The 23362-nt window shown below is 72.5% G+C and carries 23 protein-coding genes; 11 read left to right on the forward strand and 12 right to left on the reverse strand.

Going from position 1 to position 23362, the window contains the following annotated elements; genetic code table 11:
* Window positions 1-23 precede the first annotated feature (23 nt).
* A complete protein-coding gene (locus G569_RS49980) occupies window positions 24-704 on the forward strand; it encodes a phosphorylase family protein (RefSeq protein WP_037497768.1) in 681 nt (226 codons plus the stop codon).
* 461 nt (window positions 705-1165) lie between these two features.
* Here G569_RS49980 and G569_RS0120035 read toward each other — a convergent pair whose 3' ends face one another.
* Window positions 1166-1708, reverse strand: a complete 543-nt coding sequence (locus G569_RS0120035) for a hypothetical protein (RefSeq protein ID WP_028064741.1) — start codon at window positions 1706-1708, stop codon at window positions 1166-1168.
* Between the two features lie 197 nt (window positions 1709-1905).
* On the opposite strand from G569_RS0120035, the gene G569_RS64665 reads away from it, so the two are divergent.
* Complete coding sequence (locus G569_RS64665; RefSeq protein ID WP_053226697.1) at window positions 1906-4362, forward strand: lytic murein transglycosylase; 2457 nt, start codon at window positions 1906-1908, stop codon at window positions 4360-4362.
* A gap of 30 nt (window positions 4363-4392) precedes the next feature.
* Complete coding sequence (locus G569_RS0120045) at window positions 4393-5163, forward strand: hypothetical protein (protein ID WP_028064742.1); 771 nt, start codon at window positions 4393-4395, stop codon at window positions 5161-5163.
* Window positions 5164-5171: 8 nt separating this feature from the next.
* Here the strand turns inward: G569_RS0120045 and G569_RS0120050 are convergent, their stop codons facing one another.
* The 3 genes from G569_RS0120050 to G569_RS0120065 form a co-directional block, all read right to left on the reverse strand.
* Window positions 5172-5903 (reverse strand): SIR2 family NAD-dependent protein deacylase, encoded by a 732-nt coding sequence (locus G569_RS0120050; RefSeq protein WP_028064743.1) that lies wholly within the window; start codon window positions 5901-5903, stop codon window positions 5172-5174.
* 178 nt (window positions 5904-6081) lie between these two features.
* Window positions 6082-7674, reverse strand: coding sequence for a 3-hydroxyacyl-CoA dehydrogenase/enoyl-CoA hydratase family protein (locus G569_RS61290; protein WP_157592167.1), 1593 nt, complete (start codon window positions 7672-7674; stop codon window positions 6082-6084).
* Window positions 7675-7684: 10 nt separating this feature from the next.
* Window positions 7685-8128, reverse strand: coding sequence for an SRPBCC family protein (locus G569_RS0120065; protein ID WP_028064746.1), 444 nt, complete (start codon window positions 8126-8128; stop codon window positions 7685-7687).
* A 25-nt stretch (window positions 8129-8153) separates the two neighbouring features.
* On the opposite strand from G569_RS0120065, the gene G569_RS0120070 reads away from it, so the two are divergent.
* Complete coding sequence (locus tag G569_RS0120070; protein ID WP_084285268.1) at window positions 8154-8894, forward strand: dienelactone hydrolase family protein; 741 nt, start codon at window positions 8154-8156, stop codon at window positions 8892-8894.
* Here the strand turns inward: G569_RS0120070 and G569_RS0120075 are convergent.
* A complete protein-coding gene (locus G569_RS0120075) occupies window positions 8891-10057 on the reverse strand; it encodes an acyl-CoA dehydrogenase family protein (RefSeq protein WP_028064748.1) in 1167 nt (388 codons plus the stop codon). The two genes, G569_RS0120070 and G569_RS0120075, sit on opposite strands and share 4 nt — an antisense overlap.
* Before the next feature lie 89 nt (window positions 10058-10146).
* Here G569_RS0120075 and G569_RS0120080 point away from each other — a divergent pair, with 89 nt between their 5' ends.
* Both G569_RS0120080 and G569_RS0120085 read left to right on the forward strand, forming a co-directional pair.
* Entirely contained in the window at window positions 10147-10485 is a 339-nt protein-coding gene (locus G569_RS0120080) for a hypothetical protein (RefSeq protein ID WP_028064749.1), read from the forward strand.
* Between the two features lie 10 nt (window positions 10486-10495).
* Window positions 10496-10810, forward strand: coding sequence for a hypothetical protein (locus G569_RS0120085; RefSeq protein ID WP_028064750.1), 315 nt, complete (start codon window positions 10496-10498; stop codon window positions 10808-10810).
* 33 nt (window positions 10811-10843) lie between these two features.
* Here the strand turns inward: G569_RS0120085 and G569_RS0120090 are convergent, their stop codons facing one another.
* Entirely contained in the window at window positions 10844-11857 is a 1014-nt protein-coding gene (locus G569_RS0120090) for a TolB family protein (RefSeq protein WP_028064751.1), read from the reverse strand.
* Between the two features lie 107 nt (window positions 11858-11964).
* Here G569_RS0120090 and G569_RS0120095 point away from each other — a divergent pair, with 107 nt between their 5' ends.
* Complete coding sequence (locus G569_RS0120095; protein ID WP_028064752.1) at window positions 11965-13404, forward strand: TRAP transporter substrate-binding protein; 1440 nt, start codon at window positions 11965-11967, stop codon at window positions 13402-13404.
* Here the strand turns inward: G569_RS0120095 and G569_RS0120100 are convergent.
* Genes G569_RS0120100 through G569_RS0120125 form a run of 6 tightly spaced genes read right to left on the reverse strand, consistent with a single transcriptional unit; the run spans window position 13395 to window position 19689 of the window.
* Window positions 13395-14048 carry a response regulator transcription factor gene (locus G569_RS0120100; protein WP_028064753.1) on the reverse strand — a complete coding sequence of 218 codons (654 nt, stop codon included), beginning with the start codon at window positions 14046-14048 and terminating at the stop codon, window positions 13395-13397. The two genes, G569_RS0120095 and G569_RS0120100, sit on opposite strands and share 10 nt — an antisense overlap.
* Complete coding sequence (locus tag G569_RS58470; RefSeq protein WP_053226699.1) at window positions 14039-15661, reverse strand: histidine kinase; 1623 nt, start codon at window positions 15659-15661, stop codon at window positions 14039-14041. The genes G569_RS0120100 and G569_RS58470 overlap by 10 nt, the downstream gene beginning before the upstream one ends.
* Window positions 15658-17028: a sensor histidine kinase gene (locus G569_RS58475; protein WP_053226700.1), complete on the reverse strand. Its 1371-nt coding sequence runs from the start codon at window positions 17026-17028 to the stop codon at window positions 15658-15660. Before G569_RS58475 ends, G569_RS58470 begins: the two co-directional genes overlap by 4 nt.
* Complete coding sequence (locus tag G569_RS0120115) at window positions 17028-17366, reverse strand: LytR/AlgR family response regulator transcription factor (RefSeq protein WP_037497865.1); 339 nt, start codon at window positions 17364-17366, stop codon at window positions 17028-17030. Before G569_RS0120115 ends, G569_RS58475 begins: the two co-directional genes overlap by 1 nt.
* A 54-nt stretch (window positions 17367-17420) precedes the next feature.
* Window positions 17421-18557: a calcium/proton exchanger gene (gene cax, locus G569_RS0120120; RefSeq protein WP_053226701.1), complete on the reverse strand. Its 1137-nt coding sequence runs from the start codon at window positions 18555-18557 to the stop codon at window positions 17421-17423.
* Between the two features lie 46 nt (window positions 18558-18603).
* Window positions 18604-19689: a hypothetical protein gene (locus G569_RS0120125; RefSeq protein ID WP_157592168.1), complete on the reverse strand. Its 1086-nt coding sequence runs from the start codon at window positions 19687-19689 to the stop codon at window positions 18604-18606.
* A 69-nt stretch (window positions 19690-19758) separates the two neighbouring features.
* On the opposite strand from G569_RS0120125, the gene G569_RS0120130 reads away from it, so the two are divergent.
* Genes G569_RS0120130 through G569_RS0120145 form a run of 4 tightly spaced genes read left to right on the forward strand, consistent with a single transcriptional unit; the run spans window position 19759 to window position 23352 of the window.
* Window positions 19759-21072 (forward strand): D-glucuronyl C5-epimerase family protein, encoded by a 1314-nt coding sequence (locus G569_RS0120130; RefSeq protein WP_028064757.1) that lies wholly within the window; start codon window positions 19759-19761, stop codon window positions 21070-21072.
* Between the two features lie 12 nt (window positions 21073-21084).
* Window positions 21085-22254: an ArsA family ATPase gene (locus G569_RS50000; protein ID WP_064750411.1), complete on the forward strand. Its 1170-nt coding sequence runs from the start codon at window positions 21085-21087 to the stop codon at window positions 22252-22254.
* Window positions 22247-22591, forward strand: a complete 345-nt coding sequence (locus G569_RS0120140; RefSeq protein WP_028064758.1) for a hypothetical protein — start codon at window positions 22247-22249, stop codon at window positions 22589-22591. Before G569_RS50000 ends, G569_RS0120140 begins: the two co-directional genes overlap by 8 nt.
* Complete coding sequence (locus tag G569_RS0120145) at window positions 22588-23352, forward strand: hypothetical protein (protein WP_157592169.1); 765 nt, start codon at window positions 22588-22590, stop codon at window positions 23350-23352. Before G569_RS0120140 ends, G569_RS0120145 begins: the two co-directional genes overlap by 4 nt.
* Window positions 23353-23362: the final 10 nt, after the last annotated feature.

Raw genomic sequence — 23362 nt, forward strand, 5'->3', positions numbered from 1 at the left:
ACTCTAGTTCGATAGGGCGTCGCATGTCGCCAGAGACCATCCACATCCGCCCGCACGAGCCCGTCGCCGAGCGCGTCCTGCTCCCCGGCGACCCCGGCCGGGCGTTGCGCCTCGCCCAACTGCTGATCACCGGCGTCCCCAAGATGCTCAACCACAACCGGGGCCTGTGGGGCTACAGCGGCGTGGCGATCGACGGGGCCCCGCTGACCGTCCAGGCGACCGGCATGGGCGGCCCCAGCGCGGCGATCGTGGCCGAGGAGCTGATCATGCTGGGCGCCCGCCGACTGCTGCGCGTCGGCACCTGCGGGGCGCTGTCGGAGGGGCTGGCGCTCGGCGGATTGCTGTCCGCGTCGGCGGCTTTGCCCGGCGATGGGACGAGCCGCGCGCTCGGCGCCTCGGGGCCGCTGGCGCCCGACCCGGTCCTGCAAGATCGCTTGCACACCCCCGCGGGGGTGATCGTCTCGTCCGACCTCTTCTACGACCCGTTCCCCTCGCGCGTGGACGAGTGGCGCGCCGCGGGCGCGGTCGCGATCGAGATGGAGGCGGCGACCCTGTTCGCGCTCGCCGCCCGCCACGGCCTCGCCGCCGCGTGCGTGTGCGTGGTCTCGGACATCGTCCCCACCCGCGAACGCATCGCCGACGAGGCGCTGCTCGCCGCCGAGGAGGAGATGGGCCGCGTGGCCCTCGCCGCACTGGCGTCGTGACGGCCGCGCGGTGCGCCGCGCCGCAGCGGGCGCGGGCCGTCGCGCACGCGCTTGCCTGGGGCCCGCGCGGCGCGTCCTCGCCAGCACGGGGTGTGTTGCTCCGCTCCCGCATAGCGCAACACCAGCAACACACCCCCCCGCTGGATCAGTCGCGCTCGTGTGATGTGGAGCCCGCGCGACGTGGCGCGGGGTCGCGCGGCGCGGGATCGCGCGGCGCGGCACGGCACGGCACGGCGCAGGGCGGCGCGGCACGGCGCAGGGCGGTGCGGCGCGGGCGGCGCGGCGCCGGCGGCGCGGCGCGGCGCAGGCGGCGCGGCGCAGGCGGCGCGGCGCGGCGCAGGCGGCGCGGCGCAGGGCGGCGCGGGCGGCGCGGCGCAGGGCGGGGCGGCGCGGCGCAGGGCGGCGCGGCCGGTGCAGGGCGGGGCGGCGCGGCGGGCGCGGGGCGCCCCCGCCGCTCCGTCCTACTTCGCCGCGCGCTTCTTCGCCGCGGCCTTCTTCGCCGCCGCCTTCGGCTTGGCCTTGGCCGCCGGGTGGGCCTCGTCGACCGCGAGGCGTTCCTGTTCGCGGTGGACCTCGACCGGGCGGGCGTCGATCGCGTCCGACACGTGTCCGACCTCGTTGACGAGCTTCGAGAGCTGGCCTTCGATGGCGGCGACGCGGTCGGCGAGGCCCACGTCGGACGAGCGGCCGGCCTGCTCGAGGCGGTCGGCGAGCTTGTCGACGCCGTCCTGCAGGCGGTCGAGCGCCTCCTCGATGCCCTCCAGGCGCGTGCCGACGGTCCGCAGCCGGCGGGTGAGGCGGTCGATGTCGGCGGCCGACGGGAGGTTCAACGCGCCCATCGCGGCCTCCTGCGCGGAGGCGGCCTTCTCGCGCGCGGAGAACGCCTTGGTGATCGCGCTGTTGACCAGCGGGTTCTCCAGCAGGTCGGACGCGATCTTGCCCAGCGCTTCCTCGCTCTGGCGGGAGAGCCGGTCGCGCAGGCTCGAGCCGTCTTCGTCGGCCAATTTTCCAACTCCTTATCGAACGCCTATGTGGCTGACGGTACCGTAGGCGGCGAGGGAACACCGGGCTCATGCTCAAGTACAGGTCGAGACTGAGCCAATGTGCAGGCAATTGCAACAAAACAGCGCAAGACTCGTGACAATTCTGCGTTGTCCGAGTCGGGACCCAGAAAAACGCCGCTAGGTTGCGGCGCTCCGACATGAATCCGTCCAGCCGTCCACTTGCCGTCGCGCTCGCCGCATCCGCGTTCTACGCGGGCGTTTTCGTCACCGCTGCGCAGGCCGACATGCACTACGTGCGTGTGACCCTCGTCACGGGTCAGCAGTTGACGATCACCGTCGAGGTCCCGGCCGGTACGCCTGTCGACCAGATTCAGATACCCGGTCTGCCCGCGGCGGTAGCGTCGATCGTGGACCTCGGGTCGACGGAGACGACGCCCACGCCGACCGCCACCCAGGCGCCGACGGTCACGGCCACGCCCACCACTTCGCCGACCTCGACGCCCACGCCCTCCAACCAGAAGGGCGGCAGCGGCAAGACGAAGAGCGACACCAAGAAGAAGGTCGACAAGACGACCGACCAGGCCACGAACAAGGCCTCCGGCGAGGACGCGAACACCGAGTCGCTGACGGGCAAGGTCGAGGCGGCCGCGACCGAGACGCCCACGCCCGACAGCGTCGACCACGGGTCCTCCACGGCGACCCAGAACGACCCCTCGTACACGCTGACCCAGCCCGGCGCGGCCAGGATCGGCGTCCCGAACTTCTTCATCGACCGGTTCCGGATCCCGCCGTTCCTGCTGCCGATCTACCAGGCCGCGGGCACGCAGTACGGCATCCGCTGGGAGCTGTTGGCCGCGATCAACGAGATCGAGACCGACTACGGCCGCAACCTGCGCGTGTCCTCCGCGGGCGCCCAGGGCTGGATGCAGTTCATGCCCGAGACCTGGAAGACGTACGGCGTCGACGGCAACAACGACGGCCTGATGGACCCGTACAACCCGGTCGACGCGATCTTCGCCGCCGCGCGCTACCTCAAGGCCGCCGGCGGTGACAAGGACATCCGCAGCGCGATCTTCGCCTACAACCACGCCGACTGGTACGTGGACTCGGTGCTGCTGCGCGCGCAGCTGATCGGCGGCCTGCCGACCAACCTCGTCGGCTCGCTCACGGGCCTGACCGAGGGCCGCTTCCCGGTCGCGGCGGACGCGAGCTACCGCGACGAGGTCACCAAGCGCAGCCTCAAGACCAAGGGCGACAACCGTGCAGTCGCGCTCGAGGGTTCGTCGGGCCAGAACGGGATCCAGATCTACGCGGACGCGGGCGCGCCGGTCGTCGCCGTCAGCGACGTGCAGGTGACGCGGATCGGCGAGAACGCGCGCCTCGGCAAGTTCGTCCAGGTCCAGGACGCGTACGGCAACACGTACACGTACGGGAAGCTGACGAAGATCGCCGAGCAGTACGCCGCGCCGAAGCCGCAGAAGGTCGACCCGGCCGAGGTCAAGCGCATGCTCGCGCTGCCCAAGCCGGACGCGAAGCCGACCGAGGCCGCCTCGGACACCGACCGGCCCGCCTCGCGCGCGAAGAAGGCGGCCGAGCCCGTCACGCAGACGAGCGCCGACGCGACGACGACCGTGGACGCGACGGCCGCCGCGGCGCCCGTCAAGGAGCGCCTCTTCGCCCACCCGACGCGCTCGAACGCGATGGCCTCGGGCGGCGCGCAGCAGGAGTTCCTGCGCACCGGCCGGATCGACGGCGCGCTCACGCCGGCACTGGCGCTCGGCCTGGCCCGCGACCAGATCGTCATCAAGAAGCTCAAGGTCGGCTCGCAGCTGCCCGCCGGCACCGTGCTCGGCCGCATCGGCTCGGCCTCCTCGAAGAAGAAGCCGTACGTGCGCTTCGAGATCCGCCCCGCCGGCCGCGGCGCTCCGCGCATCGACCCGAAGCCGATCCTGGACGGCTGGAAGCTGCTCGAGTCGACCGCGATCTACCGCGCCAAGGGCAAGAACCCGTTCGTCGGCCCGGACGCCGCGACGCCGACGATCGGCCAGATCCTGCTGATGAGCAAGGAGACGCTCCAGCAGCGCGTCCTCGCCGATCCGCGGATCCAGATCTACGACTGCGGCCGCCAGGACATCCAGGCGGGCCAGATCGACCGCCGCGTGCTCGCCACCCTCGAGTTCCTGGTCGCGTCGGGGCTGAACCCGACGGTGACGTCGCTGAACTGCGGCCACTCGCTGATGACCGCCTCGGGGAACGTGTCCGAGCACTCGACCGGCACCGCCGTGGACATCGCCGCGATCAACGGCATCCCGATCCTCGGCAACCAGGGCAAGGGCTCGATCACCGACATCACCATCGAGCGCCTGCTCACGCTGCAGGGCACGATGAAGCCGCACCAGATCATCTCGCTGATGAGCGGCGACGACTTCCCCGGCTCGGACAACACGCTCGCGCTGCCCGACCACGCCGACCACATCCACATCGGCTTCCGCCCGCAGTACGGCTCGAACTCCAAGCTCTCCAAGCAGCTCAACGCCGTCCTGAAGCCCAGCCAGTGGACGCGCCTGATCGAGCGCCTCGGCAAGATCGACAACCCGACGGTCCGCGTCGAGCCGTCCAAGTCCGCGATCAAGGCCAAGAAGAAGGGCAACTAGCTGACGGACGACCCGCGCAGCTTCCGCTTCGTGCAGTGGGAGTTCGCGGGGCGGACCGGGCCGCCGCCCGGCCGCTACGTCGTCCGCCGGTACGCGGGCGATGAGGTCCACGAGGTCGTCGTCGTCACCGACGCCGACGCGCCCCGCCGCCGCTCACGCCGCTCCCCGCCCGCGGGGACCGTCGCCGTCACCCGCGTGACGGTGATCGACGCCTCCTCCGAGAAGGACCCGGACGACGACGCCTGGCAGCGCCGCGCGGACACCTGCCTCGCCCGCTTCCTCTCCGCCCACCGCGTCGCGGCGGCCGATCCGGCCGCCCCCGACCCCGGCCGCGCGCTCATCGTCCGCATCGGCATCGGCACCGGGGCCGAGCTCGCCGAGGGCGACTGGACCGAGGCCCAGGAGCTCGCGGAGCCCGAGCCCCCGCGGGTCCGCCGCCGCTCCAAGCACCGCCCGGCCGAGCGCCTCGCCGCCCTCCTCTCCGGCCGCGACGTCGCCCTCGCGTGCGAGGAGCTGACCCTCCGCGCGCGCGCCGATCTCGACTGCAACCGCCACCCTGAAGCTGCACTTCAGCTTGAGGCTGCGCTCTCCGCGGCGGTCGCCGAGCTCGCCGGCTGGGTCATCTTCGGCGACCTCGCCGAACGCATCGACGAGCTTCGCACCTACCTCGATCCGGTCCGCGCCGCCGCCCTCGCGGCCCGCGAAGGGCGGCTCGAAGCCGACGGCGTCGAGGTCGTGAGCACCGCGCTCGCCCGCCTGGAAGCCGCGCTGCGCGCCCGCGCGCTGTACGCGGCGGAGTAGCCGCAGCGTCAGGCGTCGAGCGCGGCGACGACGGCCTCGAGCTCGGTGACGACGTCGCCGCCGAGCCGCACGTCCGCGTAGCGGTCGTACGGGGTCTCCCCCATCGTCACGATCGCGAGCTTGCCGCCCGCGCGCAACGTGTCCTCTGGCAGGCCGGCGACCGGCCAGACCTCCAACGAGGAGCCGACGGCGAGCATCAGCCCGCTCGTCATCGCCAGGGCGGACGCCCGCAGCATCGCCCGCTCCGGGAGCAGCTCACCGAACAGGACGACATCGGGCTTCAGGACGGCGCCGCAGTCGCAGAGCGGGAGCGGGAACCGCGCCCGGGTCTCGGCCAAGGAGAACGACGCGCCGCACGACAGACACGAGGCGGTGCGGATCGAGCCGTGGACCTCGATCGGCTCCGAGCCCGCCAAAGCGTGCAGACCGTCGATGTTCTGGGTGACCACGCCCGACACGAGCCCGCGGCGTTCGAGCTCGGCGATCGCCAGATGGGCGCCGTTGGGCTGCTTGCCGTCGAGGATCGCGAAGCGCTGGCCGTAGAAGTCCCAGAAGCGCTCGGGGTCGCGCCGCCAGACGTCGATGTGGGCGACCTCCATCGGGTCCACGTTCGCCCACAGGCCGGTCATCGGCGTGCGGAAGTCGGGAATCCCGGACGGCACGGAGACGCCGGCGCCTGTCAGGACGACCGCCGGCCCGGCCTCGCGCAGCAGCGCGGCAAGACGCGCGGGGCCGCTCACCGCGCCCGCCCGGGGTCGCCCGCGCGCCGCGGGGCGTGGCCCGCCACCGCGCGCCGCCCGCGGTCGCTCACGCACCGCCGCGGGGCGCGGCCCGCCACCGCGCGCCGCCCGCGGTCGCTCACGCACCGCCGCGGGGCGTGGCCCGCCACCGCGCGCCGCCCGTCGTGCACCCGCCTCGTCACGCCCCGCGCCACTGCGGGGCGCGCTTCTCGATGAACGCCGCGACGCCCTCGCGGCCGTCTTCGCTCCCGTGCACGCGCAGGAACGCGTCGCGCTCGGCGGCGAGGCCCGCGTCGAGGTCGCCGTGGTGGGAGACGCGCTTGATCTCCTCGACCGCCAGCGGCGCCTGGCCGGCCAGCTTGCGCGCCCACGCCAGCGCGGCGTCGAACAGCTCGTGGTCCTCGAGGACCCGGTTCGCCAATCCGTACTCGAAGGCCTCGTCGGCGGAGATCGGGTCGCCGAGCGTGTTCATCTCCAGCGCCTTCGCCGGGCCGACGAGCCGGGCCAGCCGCTGGGAGCCGCCGAAGCCCGGGATCAGGCCGAGGTTGATCTCCGGCTGGCCGAAGGTCGCCGAGCGGCCGGCGAGCCTGACATCGCAGGCCATCGCGATCTCGCAGCCGCCGCCGAACGCCAACCCGTTGACGGCGGCGATCGTCGTCACGCGCGAGGTCTCCCACGCCCGCCCCAGGCCGTGGATGCGCTCCAGATGCGCGCGGCCCGATGCCTCATCCCACCGTGTGAACGCCTTGATGTCAGCGCCCGCGCAGAACAGGGCCGGCGAAGCCGATGCCAGCACCATCGCGCGGGCGCCCCGCGCCAGCACCTCGTCCCACGCGGCCACGAGCCCGTCGATCGTCGCCGGGCCGAGCGAGTTCGCGGGCGGGTTGTCGATCCAGACGACCGCGATGTCACCCCGCACATCCACCTTCACCGGCCCGAAATCAGCGTCGACCTGCGGGTACGGATAGAACCCCTGGCCGGCCTTCACGCCGAGCCGCCCCTGCGCGACGAGCCGGCGCAGGATCAGCGGCGGCTCGAAGTGCTCGCCCCAACGACTCTCGGCGCGGTCCAGCGCCGACAGCAGGTCGTCGAGCCCACGCGCGTCGGCCGCGGCGAACACGCGACCGGTGCCGGCGTCGATGTCACGCACGCCGGCGATGCCCTCCTCCAGCAAGAGGCACGCCTCGACCAACGCCTTCAGCTCCGCCCGCTCGTCGGCCGTGTCATCGCCGGCGTTGCGGGCGAGCTGGAAGCGGTCGCCGTAGGCGTCGCGCAGCGCGCCCGAATGCTCGGTCGCCGAGCCCCGTTCGGCGGCCGCGGAGGTCAGCACGCGGTTGACCACGAACCCGGGGCACTCGACGCAGCGCACCGCCACGCGGCGCAGCCGCTGGACGAGGTTGGCGGCGACCTGGGCGGTCTCGGCCGACGTGTCGTCGGACTCGACGACCTCGACGAGCCGCGGGGCGACGAAGTGCAGGCCGACGACCTTGTCCGGGCGCAACGTGATCTCGCCGATCTCCGTGATCGACAGGCCGGAGGTCGTGGTCGCGAAGATCGTGTGGCCGGGGGTGGCCGCGTCGAGCTCGGCGAAGACCCGGTGCTTGACCTCCATGCGCTCGGGCATCGCCTCGATGACCAGGTCGACGTCGCCGAGCCCGGCGAACTCGCTGCCGTCGATCAGCACTGTCGAGACGCCCGCGGCCTCGATCGCCGCCGCGATCTCGCGGGCCGCGTCGTCTGCCCCGACGACGGCCGCTTTGAAGACGAACATGCCCTGCACGCTAGCGATCGCGCTCGGCCGCGAGCTCGTAGGAGAAGCGGGCGAGCGAGCGCTCCCAGCCCTGGCGGAGCTTGCGCCGCTGCCACCACACGCGCGCCGGTGGCGTGCGCTCCTTGGTCTCGAACCAGAACGTGACCGTGATGCGGGTGCGCTCGCCGTCGGTCTCGAACAGCACCCGCTGCTCGCCGCGGACCTTCTCGTCCTCGAACTCGACGGTCTGCCCGTCGCCCGCCGCGAAGGCCGTGGCGCGTTCCATCACCATCCCGCGCCCGCCCACCGCCGTCACCCACACCCGGCGCGCGCCCTCCTGCGGCCACTCGTCCTCGAGCTTCTTCATCGAAGCGAACCCGTCGAGCCACGACGCCCAGCGCGAGCGATCGTGCCAGAGCTGCTCGACCTCGTTGCCCGAGCCCTCGACGACCCGGATGACCGACGTGCGTCTCACCTGTCAAGGGTAGGTTCCGAGCACCATGTGCTTCCCCTTCGACGCGATCGTGCCCGAGCTGCCCGAGGGCTTCCAGGTCATCGCCGGCGGCGCGGCCGGCGAGCGCCTCACGCTGACCTCCGCCGACGGCACCGACTTCAGCGCCTACCGAACCGACGCCGACGGCCCCACCGGCGTGGTCGTCCTGCCCGACGTGCGCGGCCTGTTCCGCTTCTACGAGCAGCTCGCCGAGCGCTTCGCCGCGGCGGGACACCCCGCGATCGCGATCGACTACTTCGGCCGCACGGCGGGCCTCGGCCCGCGTGACGAGACCTTCGAGTACATGCCGCATGTCCGCCAAACGACCCCGGAGACGGTCGCGCTCGACGTCGAGACGGCGCTCAACGCACTCGGAGCCGAACGCGCCGTGACCGTCGGCTTCTGCTTCGGCGGCGCGCAGTTGTTCATGAGCGCCACGTTCGGCCACGCCGGCCTGGCGGGCGCGGTCGGGTTCTACGGCTCGCTCAAGCGCGACGGCGAGCGCTGGGCGCTGGACCGCGCGCCCGAGACGAAGATCCCCGTCCTGGGCCTGTTCGCCGGGGCCGACCAGCACATCACGCCCGATCAGGTCCAGGCCTTCGACCAGGCGATCCCGGTCGAGCACGAGATCCACACCTACCCCGGCGCGCCGCACTCCTTCTTCGACCGCCGCCAGGAGGACTTCAAGGACGAATCCGAGGACGCGTGGCGCCGCATCCTCGGATTCATCGAACGACTCGACGACTAAGCGGCCGTGGGCTCCTCGATGCGGCGGGGCAGCAGCGTCTCGCGGGCGATCACGAGGCGCTGGATCTGCGACGTGCCTTCGTACAGCTGCATGATCTTCGCGTCGCGCATGAGCTTCTCGACCGGGTAGTCCTTGATGAAGCCGTAGCCGCCGTAGACCTGGACGGCGTCGGTGGCGACCTCCATCGCGGAGTCGGCCGCGAAGCGCTTGGCGTGCGAGGACTCGAGCGTGTTGCGCTTGCCCTGGTCGAGCAGCACGGCGCTGTTCCAGGCCGCGAGGCGGCTCAAATGCACCTTGGTCGCCATGTCGGCGATCAGGAACTGGATCGCCTGGTGCATCGCGATCGGCACGCCGAACTGGACGCGCTCCTTGGAGTACTGCGTGGCGAACTCGAAGGCCGCGCGGGCGATGCCCGTGGCCATCGCGGCGACGCCCGGACGCGTGCGGTCCAGGGTCATCATCGCGATCTTGAAGCCCTTGTTCTCCTCGCCGATCATGTGGTCGAGCGGGATCTCGGTGTCGTTGAACGTGATGGTCGCGGTGTTGGACGCCCGCTGGCCCATCTTGTCCTCCTTCTTGTCCACCGTGACCGTGTCGTCCTTGGGCACGAGGAAGCAGGAGATGCCGCGGTGGCCCTTCTCCTTGTCGGTCTTGGCGTAGACCGTGAAGAAGTTCGCGTAGCCGCCGTTGGTGATGAAGCACTTGGAGCCGTTGATGACCCACTTGTCGCCCTTGCGGGTGGCCGTGGTGCGCATCCCGGACACGTCGGAGCCGGCGTCCGGCTCGGTCAGGCAGAAGGAGGCGAACAGCGGCGCCTCGGTGAGCATCCCGAGGTACTTGGCCTTGAGGTCCTCAGAGCCGGCGAGCGCGAGCGGCGCCGTGGCGAGGCCGTTGGCCCCGATCGACGTCGCGATGCCCGAGCAGCCCCAGGAGAGCTCCTCCTCGATCAGAGCACCCTCCAGGTAGGAGACGCCTGGACCGCCGTACTGCTCCGGGATGTGGGAGTTCATCAGCCCGAGCTCCCAGGCCTTCTCGAGGATCGCCTGCGGCCACGTGCCGTCGCGGTCGTACTCCCAGGCGACCGGACGGATCTCCTTCTCCGCGAAGTCGTGCGCCATCTCGCGGAGGGCGATCTGCTCGTCGGTCAGTGTGAAATCGACCATCTCAAAACTCCTTGCCAGCTCACGATTGACTGGTCAGTCAACAGTCTCAATGGTACCCGCTTTTGACCGGAACGGCACAATGAACGGAAGTGCAGGACGCGCTGCCGATCGTGATCGTGGCCGTGGTGGTCGTCGCCGGGCTGGTCGGTGTTGCGGCGCTCGGGCTGAGCCGCGCGCCATACGACAACATCGGCCGTTCCGATCTGACCCTTGACTCGCGAGTCAACGAAGATTCGAGCCGCGACGAGGAGATCGCGCAGATGCTCACCGCGCTCGGGCGGCCTCACACGACGCCGCGCGATCCCGCGCTCGAGGCCGAGGTCAGGGCCGCGATCGAGGCCCGCAACCGGCGCCTGATCGCCCGCGGCAAGCCGCCGCTCGACGTAGAAGGAGAGGTCGAACGGCGCCTTTTCAGTCAGGACGGGTAGCCTCCCGCCCATGCCTGCCCTGCGCCGCTTCGACGTTGACGAGCTCCTCACCCGTCCGGGCACCTACTTCAACCCAGAGACCGAGATCGTCCTGATCGTCGATGATTCCGCCCATGTCGACCTCGAGCTGATCGAGGACGAGGAGGCCGACGAGGTCGCCGAGTGGATCCTGCTCGGCGACGACCCCGCGATCGACGAGCACAAGCGCGACGAGCTGGTCGAGGCCTTCGAGACCCGCCGCGCCCGCTCCTCCGCGCGCGAGGATCCGGACGAGGACGAGGAAGAGGACGAGGACGAGCTCGAGCCCGACCCGGACGAGTACTGAAACCGGGGGGCTGCCCTTCCCCGGACCCCCGCTCTAGCCCCAGTCGGGGGCGGAGTCCCAGAGCTTCGTGCGCGTGAGCGGGCGGTTCTCGCTGCCGTCGGCGCGCATCAGATAGAGGTCGGCGTTCCCGTCGATGCCGTCGCTCGCATGCACGATCCACGCGCCGTCGGGTGAGTAGGACGCCGAGAGGACGAGCGTCGGCGCCTTGAAGTGGGTGAGCTGCTTCAGGCCGCTGCCGTCCGCGGCGACGTTCCAGAAGTCCGACTGCTTGTCGTCCTGACCGTCGAAGGAGCGGAACAGGATGCGCCCGTCGGGCGCCCACACCGCGTGGTCGCCGGCGCCCAGCGACCATGGCGTCACCCGATGGTCGCCGCGCCCGTCGATCCCCACCACGTGCAGCGCCCGGCCGAGCTTCGGCCGCGTCCGCCACGAGTTCCAGCGCATGTAGACGACCTTCGTCCCGTCCGGGGAGACCATCGGCTGGGCCGTGTCGCCGGTGAAGTGGTCGCGGGAGATGATCGTCTTGCCGAACGCGGACCGCGGCTCGGCGACGACGATCGAGGAGCGCTCGATCTGGTCGACGTCGCCGTGCTGTTTGACGCGGCCCTCCGAGAGCTGCGCGACGATCCGGCCGTCGCGCGTCCAGCTCGGGACGCCGGCCTCGCAGACCGGCTTCAGGCGGCAGCGGATCCTGACCTTGGTCGCCGCCCCGCCGTCGACGTTGACGCGCCAGACGCTGCACGCGCCGGTGGACGAGTCGCACCGTTCGAACGCGATCTCGCGGCCGTCCGGGGAGAAGTCGGGTTGGTCGTCGACCTCGGCCGGACCCGGATGGGTGAGCTGGCGCTCGCCGGTCCCGTCGGGGTTGATCAGGAACACCGCGCCCTGCCGGTGGTCCTGGTCGAGGTAGCGCCGGAAGGCGATCCGGCCGCTCGGCTGCGGCGCCTGCGCGGCGGCGGCCTTCGTGGTCGCGGGGGCGTCGTCGGTCCCGCCGCAGGCCGCGAGCAGGGCCAGCAGGCCCAATGGGAACAAGCGGGTGGAGTGCATGCGGCGGACGCTAGGTATGGCGCGGCCCGCGATCACGAGGGCACGCCCTCGACCGTTCCAGGGCTGGCCCTCGTGTGCCGGCCCGGCGGCGGGCGTAGGGTCCGCCTATGCGCCGTCGATGGCTGCTCCTCGCGCTCGCGCTGGCCGGCTGCGGCGGCCACGACGCGGCGGGCGGGACGTCCGCGGACGACCTGAAGATCGAGATCGCGCTGCGCGACGGCTCGCCCGAGATCCTGACGGCCTACAGCGAGGAACTGGCGCGCGAGAACATCCGCGTCACCCCGCGCATCAAGTGGCGTGAGCGCGACCCGCGCCCGGAGGCGGGAACCCTCGCCGACGTGCGGTCGGGACGCCTGTCGTTCGCGTTGGTGGCCGCGCGGGCGTTCGACACGCTCGGCACGGACGCGTTCGAGCCGCTCTTGACGCCGTTCAGCGTCGACTCGCTCGCGCTGCAGCGCGCGGTGCTGGAGAGCCCGCTGGCCGGCGCGGCCCTGCGCGAGGTCGATGCGTCGGGGGTGGTCGGCGTCGCGGTGCTGCCCGGGCCCCCGCGGCACGTGCTCGGCCTCCGCCGGCCGCTGCTGACCCCGCGCGACTTCGCGGGGGCGCGCATCGGCGTGCGCGACTCGCGGTTGTCGGCCGAGACGTTCCAACGGCTCGGGGCGACGACGGCTCCGTTCGTCGCCGACGACCGATCGGGCTTCGACGGGGTCGAGATCGATCTCACCGCGATCGAGCAGACCCGCGCCGACGAGGGCGCGGCGGTCATCGACCCGGACCTCGTGCTGTGGCCGCGGATCATGGTCCTGATCGCCAACCGAGCCGCGTGGAACCGGCTCGCCGCCACGCAACGCTCGCGGCTGCGCGATGCCGCCCGGGCGGCGCTCCCGGCGACGCTGGCCGGCATCCGCGCGCTCGACGACGAGTCCTACGACATCATCTGCGCCCGCGGGTCGGTCACGTTCGCGCACGCCGACGTGACGGCGCTGCGGCGCGCCGTCGGGCTGCGCGAGGATCCGCGGATCGCGCGGCTGCGCGCGGACCTGCCGCCGGAGCCGCCGCACCGTGCGTGCACGCCGAGCCGGCGCGCCGTCCAATCCGGTCCGACGAAGATCGACGGGGTCTGGACGTTCACCAGCGACCGCGACGACCTCGTCCGCCACGGCGTCCGCGGCGGCGGTCTCACCCCCGAGAACTGGGGCCATCACGTGCTCGTCTTCTCGCGCGGGCGGTTCGCGATCACCCAGGAGGAGCCGGCGGCACCGGCGTGCACGTGGGTGTACGGGACGTACGCGGTCCGCGGCCGGCGGGTCGTCTGGGACGTGATCGACGGCGGCGGCTACGGACCGCAGAGCGCGACCAATCGCCCGGGCGAGCACTTCGTCTACACGTGGAGCCGTTTCAAGGACACACTCGAGCTCGGGCCGGTGCGCGGCGCGATCTCGGCGTTCAACTTCGACGCCAAGCCGTGGCGGCGGATCGGCGACGACCCGGCCCGCGCGCCGCTGTCGCGCACGTGCCCGCCACCCGCGCCGGCGCGTCAGTTCTGACGCGAGCGCAGGAAGGTCAGGACCGCGAGCACACGCCGGTGCCGGTCGGGCGAGTCGCGCAACCCGAGCTTCATGAAGATCAGCCGCACGTGGCCCTCGACCGTCTTCGGCGAGACGTAGAGGGCATCGCAGATCGCCTGGTTGGAGCGGCCCTCGGCCATCAGCTCGAGCACCTCACGCTCTCTCGCGGTGAGCTCGTCGAGGGGATCGTGAGCGCGGCGGGCGCCGATCAGCCGCGCGACGATCGTCGGGTCGACCACGCACCCGCCGTCGTCGATCCGCCTCAGGGCATCGACGAGCACCGCGACGTCGCTCACCCGCTCCTTGAGCAGGTAGCCGGCGCGCTCCGGGGCCTCCTCGAGCAGGCGCAGCGCGTAGCGCGACTCCACCACGTGCGAGAGCACCAGGACGCCCGTGGCGGGATGCACCCGGCGGATCTCCTGCGCCGCGAGCAGCCCGTCATCGGTGCCGTTCGGGGGCATCCGGATGTCGAGGATCGCCACGTCCGGGCGGGTCAGCGCGACCGCCCTGAGCGCTTCGGGAGCGGTCCCCGCCTTGCCCACGACGTCGATGCCGGCCTCGCCCAGCAGGTGCGCGAGACCGTCGCGGAGCAGGCCTTCGTCGTCGGCGATGACTACCCGCACGGGAGCTCCGCGGAGATCGTGCCCGGCGCCGCCTCCAGGGCGCCGCCGAGCGCGCCGACGTGATCGTCGAGCGCGACGAGGTCGACCCGTTCGACCGCGACGCCGGTGACACGCAGCCTGAGCCTGCCGCGCTCGCGGACGGCGTGCACCGCGGCGCCCGCGGGCTCCGCGTGGCGGATCGACTCGGTGAGCACGCGATACGCCGTCGTCTCGATCTCCGGGGGGAACCGGCCCTCCGGCAGCGGCCCGTCGATCCGCACGTCGGCGGCCTCGGCGAACGCCTCAACGGCGCGCGCGAGGCCCTCGTCGGCCAGGACCGGCGGCACCAGGCCGCCGGCGATGTCCCGGAGCGCCGCCAACGCGGCCCGCACCTGTCCCTGCGCGGCGAGGAGCGCGCCGGCGTCGCGTGACCCGCCGGCCGTCCGCTCCGCCCGCAGCCGAGCGACCTCCAGCGTGACCGCAAGCGTCGCCAGGCGCTGCTGGGCGCCGTCATGGAGGTCGCGCTCGAGCCGGCGGCGCTCGGCGTCGGAGGCCGCCACGATCCGGGCACGGATCGCGCGCAGCTGCGCCGCTCGCACGACCTGTTCCGCGCGCAGGCGCTCGTTGTGCAGCGGAAGGCGCGCCGCGGCGGCGATCGCCGCGGCGAGCCCGGCGTCCACGGCTCCAGGAGCGTGGGCGAGCTCCGCCCGGCCCTCGGGCAGCGGCGTCAGCTCCCGCCCCGCACCCGGAGCGAGCGCGCGGCCGTTCGCGTCGTAGAGCCGCCCGTCGGAAAGCCGATAGCCGAGCTCGAGCTCCGGGTCGCCGAGCGCGCCGGCGATCGCCTCGCCCAGGCCGCGCGGCGCCGGGTGCGCTTCGAGCTCGACGATCAGCCGCGCGAGCCGCGCCCGGGCCGCGCGGCGCCGGAGCGGTTCGCGGGCGGTGCCCGCCGCGACCGCCAGCAACGCGAGTCCCTGCAAGGCCCACAGGCCGCGGTCGAGCGGGTCCGTCGAGACGTAGCCGCGCGCAAGGCCGTGAGCGTACTGGGCGGCGACCAATGCGAGGTAGAGCGCGACCGCGGGCGCCCGACGCAGGGTGGCGAGCGCGACCGCGACCGCCCCGGCCAAGCCCAGCCACACGCCCGCGCGCTGCAGCGCGTCGTACGCGGTGCCGTCACCGTGGACGAGCAGCAGGTTCGCGGGGCACGCCTCGCAGGCGGCCGGATCGAAGAGGACCGCGGACAGGGGCCCGAGCACGAGCGCCGAAGGGACGAGCAGCGGCCACGCCCGGGTCGGCGCCGCCCAGGCCACCGCCACCGGCGTCGCCGCCCCGAGGACGAGACCGGCGGTGAACGCCACGCTCCCGGGCGCGGCCGGGCCGGCCAGCTGCGCGAGCGGCCACACGACCGCCACCGATAGCCAGCGCGGCTCCCGGATCGCCGCCAGGGCGAGCGCGACGGGAACGAGCACGAGCAGCGCGACCATCCACGGCCGCGGACCCGCCAGCGTCAGGTCGGCGTCGCGGGTGGACGCCGCGAGCGCGCCGGCGAGCGCCAGGGCGGCCAGCCCGAGCAGTCCTGCCCGGCCGTCCGCCGCCGCGGCGGGCCGCGCGCCCGCGACCTGCGAGGGCGCGGTCATGCCGGGACCACCGCCGTCAGCGTCGTACCGGCTCCTTCCGCACTGGTGACGGAGAACGTGCCGCCCTGGGCGTGGACGCGGTCGTGCAGGCCGCGGAGGCCGTGGCCCTGGGCGACGTCGGCGCCGCCGCGGCCGTCGTCGGTGACGCGGGCCTCGAGGCCGCCGTCGCGCTCGGCGATCTCGACCTCGACCCTGGTCGCCCCCGCGTGCTTGACGACGTTGGCGAGCGCCTCCGAGCAGACGAAGTAGACGGTGGTCTCGACCAGCTCGGAGAAGCGCCGGGTGGGGACGACGAGTCCGACGGGCACCGAGGAGTGCGCCACGAGCTCGCCGAGCGCGGCCGCGAGCCCGCCGGACGCGAGGGCCCGCGGGCGCAGGCCCGCGGCGAACGCGCGCAACTCGTCCCCCGCCGCCGCGGTCTCCCGCGCCAGCGCCGGGTCGACCACCGCGAGCGTCGCCGCGGCGGTGACCAGCCGTGCGTGCGCCTCCTCGGAGACCTCACGCGCCAGCCTCCGGCGCTCGGTGTCGGCGGCGCTGACGAGCCGGCGGGCGGACGCCTCGAGCTCCACCACCTGGGCGGCCGCCTCGTCCTGCAACGCCGCGTTGCGCAGCGCGATGCGGGCGGCGGCGACCGTCGCCTCCGCGACCGCGGAGTCCGCGAGCGCCTCCGGCGCGTGGAGCAGCACGACGTCGTCCCCGACCGCGGTCGCGACTCGCCTCCCGGGGACGACCCGCCCTCCCGCGCGATCGACGAAGCCGTCGCCGTCGCGCCACGCCAGGGCGAGCGTCGGGTCACCGACGGCTCGGCCCAGCTCGCGGCGGCCGAGGCTCTCGAGCAGCGCCACTGTGATCGATTGCGTCCAGCGGCCGAGCCAGAGCTCGCCGGCCAGGTAGGCGGCGCAGAGGACGATCGCGAGCTCGTAGCCCGCGAGCGCGGCCGCCGGGTCCGCGCCGGCGGCACGGGCGATGGTCGCCCCGGCGAGCGCGAGCGCCAGCAACGCCGCGCCCACCAGCGCGGCCCGCGCCGCACGGCGCTCGATCCCCGTGGCGACCCGCCGGCGCGCGACCGCGGCCGCCACGACGGCGGCCGCCAAGGCGACCGTGACCGCGCCCGCCGCGCCGACCGGCTCGATCAGGGCGGCCGCGTAGCCGCACGCCACGAGCCACGACCAACGCCGCGCGCGCCACGCCGGGTACGCCAGGACGAGCTGGATGAGCGGCCCGCGGTGCAGGAAGACGAACACGTCGACCGCGCACCCGAGCAGCCACGCCCCGCCCGCGGCCGCCAGCAGCGTCGCGGTCGGGCGCCCGCGCCCAACGGCGACGGCCGCGCAGGCGAGCAGGGCGATGCCGGTCGCGACGTCCATCAGCCGAGCAACGCGACGAGCGCCGGCCCGGTGAGCTCGCCCTTGGGGATGAATCCACGCGCGGGCGTGTCCTGGAGGCGACGTCCGGGCGCCCGGCCCGAGACGAGGACGACGGCGCCCGGGTACCCGCTGTCCGCGAGCCGCGCGGCGACCTCGAAGCCGTCGATTCCGGGCAGCTGGACGTCGAGCAGGATCGCGTCCGGCGTCAGCTGACCCGCCGCGCGCAGCGCGGTCTCGCCGTCCGCCGCCTCACCGACGACGTCGTAGCCCTCGGCGGTCAGCAGCGCGCGGGCGGCGGCTCGGAACGGCGCGTGGTCGTCGACGATCAGGACGCGCATCGCCGCGATCGTCCCACAGCCGATCAACCCTCACACGAGGGTCGCCCCTGGTCTCTACACGAAGTAGAAGACGACGCCCAGGACGACGTAGACGGCGAGGAGCTGCACGCCCTCGAACCACGTCGACTCGCCGTCCTGGGAGACGTGTGACGCGATCAACACAGCGAGCAGGATCGCCCCCAGCTCCAGGCCGCTGAACTCCAGCGAGAGCGGGAACGGCCCGAGCACGAAGCTCAGCAGCACCAGCACCGGCATCACGAACAGCGCGATCTGGGCGCTCGAGCCGATCGCGATGGCGATCGCGATGTCCATCTTGTTGCGGGCGGCGAAGTAGACCGCGACCCAGTGCTCGGCCGCGTTGCCGACGATCGCGACGATGATCAGCGAGACGAAGAACGGCGACAGGCCGATGCCGGCGGACGCCTCCTCGATCGAGCCGACGAGGATCTCGGACATGAAGCCGACCGCCACGCCGGCGCCCGCGAGCAGCCCGACGCTCTTCTTGATCGACCACGCGTGCGCCGCGGTGTCCTCATCCTCGGTGTCCGGGTTGAACACGTCACGGTGGGTCTTGAGCGAGAACCACAGCCCCGCGAAGTAGGACATCAGCAGGACGATCGCGACCGCGAAGGACATGTGCTCGACGCTGGACGGGAAGTTCGTCGCCTCGTCGGAGAGCTGGGGCAGCTCGCCGCCGCGCGCGAGCAGGAACATCGCCGGCAGCAGCAGCGCCGTGACGGCCAACAGCAGCATCGTCGCCTGCGCGCTCGCCGCCTCGGCCACGAACTTGTTGCGCTCGCGCCCCCAGCCGCCGATCAGGAAGGCGGCGCCCATCACCAGCAGCAGGTTGCCGAGGATCGAGCCGATGATCGAGGCCTTGACGACCTCCTGGAGCCCTTTGTTGAGGGCGAAGAGCGCGATGATCAGCTCAGGCGCGTTGCCGAAGGTGACGTTCAGCAGGCCGCCGATGCCCGGGCCGGCGCGGTGCGCGAGCTCCTCCGTCGCCCGGCCCATCAGCGCCGCGGTCGGCACGACGCCGAGCGCGGAGGAGAAGAACACGATGATCGGGTCCGCCTCGAGCTGGTCGAGGACGATCGCGATGACGATGAACGGGACGAGCAGGTACGGCCAGCCCTGCCCGCTGAAAAGGAACGAGCGCAGGTCGGTTTTGGAGGCGCTGGCGTCGCTCACCGCGGCGGAGGATACGGACCGCGGTCGGTGAGAGGTGCGTGAGTCCTTAACCGGACAGCAGGTCGGCGCACTTGCGCGCCTTGGCCGCGTCGCCCTTGGCCGCTTCGATGCACGTGGCGTACTTGTCCACGTTGTTGGGCGTCTTCGAGCTGTTCGGGACCGTGGAGTCGCTCGCTCCGCCCGGGGCGGCGCCGCCGAGCCCGAGGTTCGCCAGGCCGGCCGCGTCGACGGCCTTCAGCAACTCTGTGAAGGGCTTCGGGTTGGAGGGAGCGGTGATCGTCTGCTCCTGACCCACCTTCGTGAACGTCACGTCCAGCGACAGGCCAGCGTCGATCTTCGAGCCGGCGTCCTGGAGGTCGGCGTTGACCACCAGCCGGCGCAGGATCGAGTCGTCGACGCCGGTGTAGACCTCGACCGTCAGGTTCTTGATCGCGTTCTCGGCCGCGGCCTTCTGCTCGGGCGTGAGCTTCTGCGGCAGCCGGCCGCTCGCTCCCGGGACGTTGAGCGCCGACGCCTTCTCGGTGATCTTCTCGAGGTCGGCGATGACCTGCTTGACGTCGGCCTGGCCGGAGATCTTGATCGTCTTCGCGTCGCCGACCTGGGTCTCGCCCTCGTTGGAGGCGTTCGGCAGCCACTTCGTGAAGTCGATGCCGAGGGTGCCGAGCACGAGGCCGCCCTGGGCCTTCTGCCGCGTCTTGAGCGACTGCTCGTAGCCCGCGACGAACTGCCTGGTCACGAGGTCGGAGACCACGTACGGCGTGCCCATCAGCGCCACGTACGCCTTGGACCCGTCGTAGGTCGCGCCCGCGTTGAACGTCTGGCCGCCGGACGTCAGCTCGGCCGTGAAGGCGAACTTCGGCAGCTTGTTCTGCCCCTGGGTCGCGAACGGGCCGGACAGGTGCGCGGTGACGGGGCCGTCGCCGGACTTGCGCGGCACGATCTTGAGCTGCATGTCGACGGTCGCCGACTGCATCTTCGAGACATTGGCGAACGTCGTGCGCAACAGCGCGTTCACGTCCGACGTGGCGCTGGCGCGCTGTGCCGGATCGGCGGTGTCCTTGCTGTCGGAGCCGCACGAAGCGAGCACGAACGCGGCGACCAACGGCACGATGCAACGGAGACTGCGGGTCATCGGCACGGCCGAGCCTAGCATTGGGAAATGCGCCTACGACGCAGTCTTTGTTGTGGTTTTGCGACGATTTTGTGCAGTGTTTCGATCGTCGGAACCGCAGACGCCGCGAAGCGCCTGACGGTCCCCGGAGAGCTCAAGCGGCTCGCCGCCGAAGGCAAGCTGACGCCCGACGACGCCGCCGCCAAGCGGGCGATCTATGACGACGCGAAGGCGATGGAGAAGAAGCTGACCGGGAGCCGCAAGGTCGAGCTCGGCGGCGTCATCCGCGACCTCGACGGGATGGCCGAGCGCGGCTCGTTCTCCCAGCCGAGCCGGCTGCCGGCGCTGTTCCTCACGCTGCAGCGCAACCGCGAGTACTGGGCATCGCAGCCGCTGCTCAACGCGGGCGCGCGGATCAGCTTCCCCGGCTCGGAGCTCGTCTACCAGCTCTACCCCGGCCACGGGCTGCAGATCCAGTGGCTGGGGACCTTCGGCAAGCTCAACGGCTACTGGAGCGGCGGCAAGCGCTACGACGCGCGGGCGGGCGCGCTGCTCGACGAGGCGCTGCCGCTGGCCACCGAGCGCGCGGGCGGGCTCGCGTGGGAGTACCTGTTCCCGTTCGACGGGCAGAACCCGCCGTGGGTGTCCTCGCTCGCCCAGGGCACGGGCCTGCAGGCGATCGCGCGCTCGGCGACCCGCCTGCAGCGCCAGGCCGACGTCTTCCCGATCGCCCTGCGCGGGCTCGGGATCTTCGAGACGCCCCCGCCCGCCGGCGTGCGCGTCCCGGACGGGAACGGCGCCCACTACCTGCAGTACTCCGGGCTGCCGAACCTCTTCATCATCAACGGCTTCGTCCAGTCGCTGGTCGGCCTCTATGACTTCGCCGCCCTGACGGGGGACGCGACGGCGCGCGCGCTGTTCGACGCGGGCGACCTCGCCGCCCGCAAGGAGGTCCCGACCTTCGACACCGGCGCCTGGTCGCTCTACAGCCGCGGCTCGACGACCTACGAGTCCGACCTCGGCTACCACAAGCTGCTGCGCGACTTCCTCACCCAGCTGTGCAAGCGCACGGCGACCGTCCAGTACTGCAGCGCCGAGCAGCACTTCACCCAGTACCTGACGACGCCGCCGGTCGTGTCGGTCCTCCCGCGCTCGCTGGTCGCCAAGAGGGCCGGGAAGCTGCGCTTCAAGCTCTCGAAGATCTCGCGGATCAACCTCACGGTCCGGCGCGGCGAGACGGTCGTGGCGCAGATCAACCCGGGCGTGCTGGGGCGCGGGACCAAGACGATCAACTGGACCGCGCCGAAGAAGACCGGGGCCTACACGCTGACCGTCATCGCGACCGATCTGAACAACAACAAGACGAGCGCGTCCGGTGAGGTGACGGTCTCCAAGCGCCCGTAGTATGGATTGTTCGTGCGGCCGCGGACCATCCTCTACACGGGCAAGGGCGGAGTCGGGAAGACGTCGGTGGCGGCAGCGACCGCGCGCCGCTGCGCGGCCGCGGGCCTGCGCACGCTGGTGATCTCGACCGATCCCGCCCACTCGCTGGCCGACGCGCTGCAGACCGACGTCGGCGGCACGCCGACGAAGGTGGGCAAGAAGCTCCAGGCACAACAGGTCCAGGCGCAGGACGAGCTCGAGGTCCACTGGAGCGCGGTCTCGGAGTGGCTCGGGTCACTGCTGGTGGAGCGCGGCGTGGACCGGATCGCCGCCGAGGAGCTGACCGTCCCGCCCGGCGGCGACGAGCTCTTCTCGTTGCTGGTGCTCAAGGGCCACGTCGAGTCCGGCGAGTGGGACGTCATCGTGGTCGACTGCGCACCGACCGGCGAGACGCTGCGCCTGCTGTCCTTCCCCGACGCCGCCCGCTGGTGGCTGGACAAGGTCCTGGGTAAGGAACAGTCGATGATGTCCGCCGCGCGGCCGCTCGCGCGCATGTTCCTCGACGTTCAGCTGCCCGACGAGAAGGTGCTCGCCGAGGTCCAGCGCCTCGTGGGCAACCTGGTGGCGATGCACGAGCTGCTGCGCGACGGCGCGCGGGTGTCGATGCGGCTGGTGATGACGCCGGACCGGATGGTCGTCGCCGAGGCGATGCGCACGTACACGTACCTGAACCTGTACGGGTACCTGACCGACGCGGTGGTCGTGAACCGCGTCTTCCCGGATGAGCTGTCGGAGGGCTACTTCGGCGCCTGGCACGCCGTCCAGCAGGAGCAGCTGGCGCTGGTCGCGAGCGCGTTCGCCGTCCCCGTGCTCAAGGCGCCGTACTTCGCGAACGAGGTGATCGGGGCCGAGCGGCTGGACGATCTGGCGGGCGCGATCTTCGCGGAAGCCGACCCGGCGGCGATCCTCCACGACCGGCTGACGCAGGAGCTGTCGATGAACGGCAGTTCGGCCTCGCTGCGGCTGGATCTGCCGTTCGCGGAGCGTGGGGACGTGTCGCTGAAGAAGATCGGGCTGGAGCTGCTCGTCCGCGTCGACGGGCACAAGCGGACGATCGTGCTGCCGGGCGCGCTGGCGGGCTTCAAGCCGACGTCGGCGACGCTCGAGGGCGGGTCGCTCGTGGTGGGGTTCGAGGATGCCTGAGCCCGACCGCGCGGCATACGAGGCGGCGGAGAAGCTCGTGCGCGAGGCGCAGGAGCGCGCCGAGCAGGCGGCCAACGAGGCGGCGCGCGACGTGCCGCCGAACGGCTGGAGCTCCGGCTCGCCGCCGCCATCGAGCAGCGCGTTCCCGGACCTGGGCGCCCTGCTCGGGCTGATCGAGGGCCTGCGCGGCCAGCTCCCGCCCGAGCTCGCCCGCCAGCTGGCCGACGCGCTGCGCGAGCTGCTGATCGCGATCCGGGCGGTGCTCGACTACACGATCGAGCGCCTCGACACGCCGCCCGCGCCGGAGCGCGAGGTGGAGGACATCCCGATCCAGTGAGTCTGTCCAAGGTCTCAAAGGAGATGCAGCTGGCGGGCCTGGCGGCGATCCTGCTCGCGTTGTCGGAGCTGCTGCCCTGGTATCAGAAGTCGTACTTCCAGGCGGGCAAGGTCGTCCAGGCCAACGTCAGGGCTCTCGGGGTCTTCACGTTCGTAGAGGCCGCGGTCCTGCTCGTCGCGGTCGCGGTGCTGTTCCTGGTCTGGGCGCGTTCGCGCGAGAAGGCGTTCCACCTGCCGGGCGGGGACGGCGTCGCGATCACGCTGGCCGGTGGGTGGGCGGTCCTGCTGCTCGTCTGGCGGCTGTTCGACAAGCCCGGCATCCAGGGCGCGGGCGCGACGATGGGCATCCAGTGGGGGATCTTCGGCGCGCTGCTGGCCGCGGGGCTGCTGATCGCCGCGGGCGCGCGTGTCCGCGCCGCTCACGCTCCCGAGCCGCCGAACCCGGCGGCGGACGACACGGGCTGGGTCGCTCCCCCGCAGCGGGAGCCCGACCGGCGGCCCGACCGGCGCCCGCGCGACGCCACCGCGGTCACCGAGATGCTGCGCGAGCGGCCGACGTGGGAAGAGCAGACCACGCGCCTGGACGAAAGTACGACGACACGGCTTCCCGACCCCGCGGATGCGCGCACCGAGCGCCTCTTCGACGATCCCTCGCGCGCCAAGACCACGCGTTTACCCGAAGATCCCGCGGACGCCCCGACCCGGCGCCAGCGGCGGCCTGAGGACACGCCGCCGCTCTGGGAGGACGACCCGCCCCGTTAGGCGGCCTATA

This window comes from Solirubrobacter soli DSM 22325 (genome assembly GCF_000423665.1).
Taxonomy (GTDB): Bacteria; Actinomycetota; Thermoleophilia; order Solirubrobacterales; family Solirubrobacteraceae; genus Solirubrobacter; species Solirubrobacter soli.

What these genes read in the sequence shown, in the direction of transcription:
- G569_RS49980 (WP_037497768.1), top strand. Translation starts at nt 24, where the DNA reads ATGTCGCCAGAGACCATCCACATCCGCCCGCACGAGCCCGTCGCCGAG.
- G569_RS64665 (WP_053226697.1), top strand. Translation starts at nt 1,906, where the DNA reads ATGAATCCGTCCAGCCGTCCACTTGCCGTCGCGCTCGCCGCATCCGCG.
- G569_RS61290 (WP_157592167.1), bottom strand. Translation starts at nt 7,674, where the DNA reads ATGTTCGTCTTCAAAGCGGCCGTCGTCGGGGCAGACGACGCGGCCCGC.
- G569_RS0120070 (WP_084285268.1), top strand. Translation starts at nt 8,154, where the DNA reads ATGTGCTTCCCCTTCGACGCGATCGTGCCCGAGCTGCCCGAGGGCTTC.
- G569_RS0120075 (WP_028064748.1), bottom strand. Translation starts at nt 10,057, where the DNA reads ATGGTCGATTTCACACTGACCGACGAGCAGATCGCCCTCCGCGAGATG.
- G569_RS0120085 (WP_028064750.1), top strand. Translation starts at nt 10,496, where the DNA reads ATGCCTGCCCTGCGCCGCTTCGACGTTGACGAGCTCCTCACCCGTCCG.
- G569_RS0120090 (WP_028064751.1), bottom strand. Translation starts at nt 11,857, where the DNA reads ATGCACTCCACCCGCTTGTTCCCATTGGGCCTGCTGGCCCTGCTCGCG.
- G569_RS0120095 (WP_028064752.1), top strand. Translation starts at nt 11,965, where the DNA reads ATGCGCCGTCGATGGCTGCTCCTCGCGCTCGCGCTGGCCGGCTGCGGC.
- G569_RS58470 (WP_053226699.1), bottom strand. Translation starts at nt 15,661, where the DNA reads ATGACCGCGCCCTCGCAGGTCGCGGGCGCGCGGCCCGCCGCGGCGGCG.
- G569_RS58475 (WP_053226700.1), bottom strand. Translation starts at nt 17,028, where the DNA reads ATGGACGTCGCGACCGGCATCGCCCTGCTCGCCTGCGCGGCCGTCGCC.
- G569_RS0120115 (WP_037497865.1), bottom strand. Translation starts at nt 17,366, where the DNA reads ATGCGCGTCCTGATCGTCGACGACCACGCGCCGTTCCGAGCCGCCGCC.
- G569_RS0120125 (WP_157592168.1), bottom strand. Translation starts at nt 19,689, where the DNA reads ATGACCCGCAGTCTCCGTTGCATCGTGCCGTTGGTCGCCGCGTTCGTG.
- G569_RS0120140 (WP_028064758.1), top strand. Translation starts at nt 22,247, where the DNA reads ATGCCTGAGCCCGACCGCGCGGCATACGAGGCGGCGGAGAAGCTCGTG.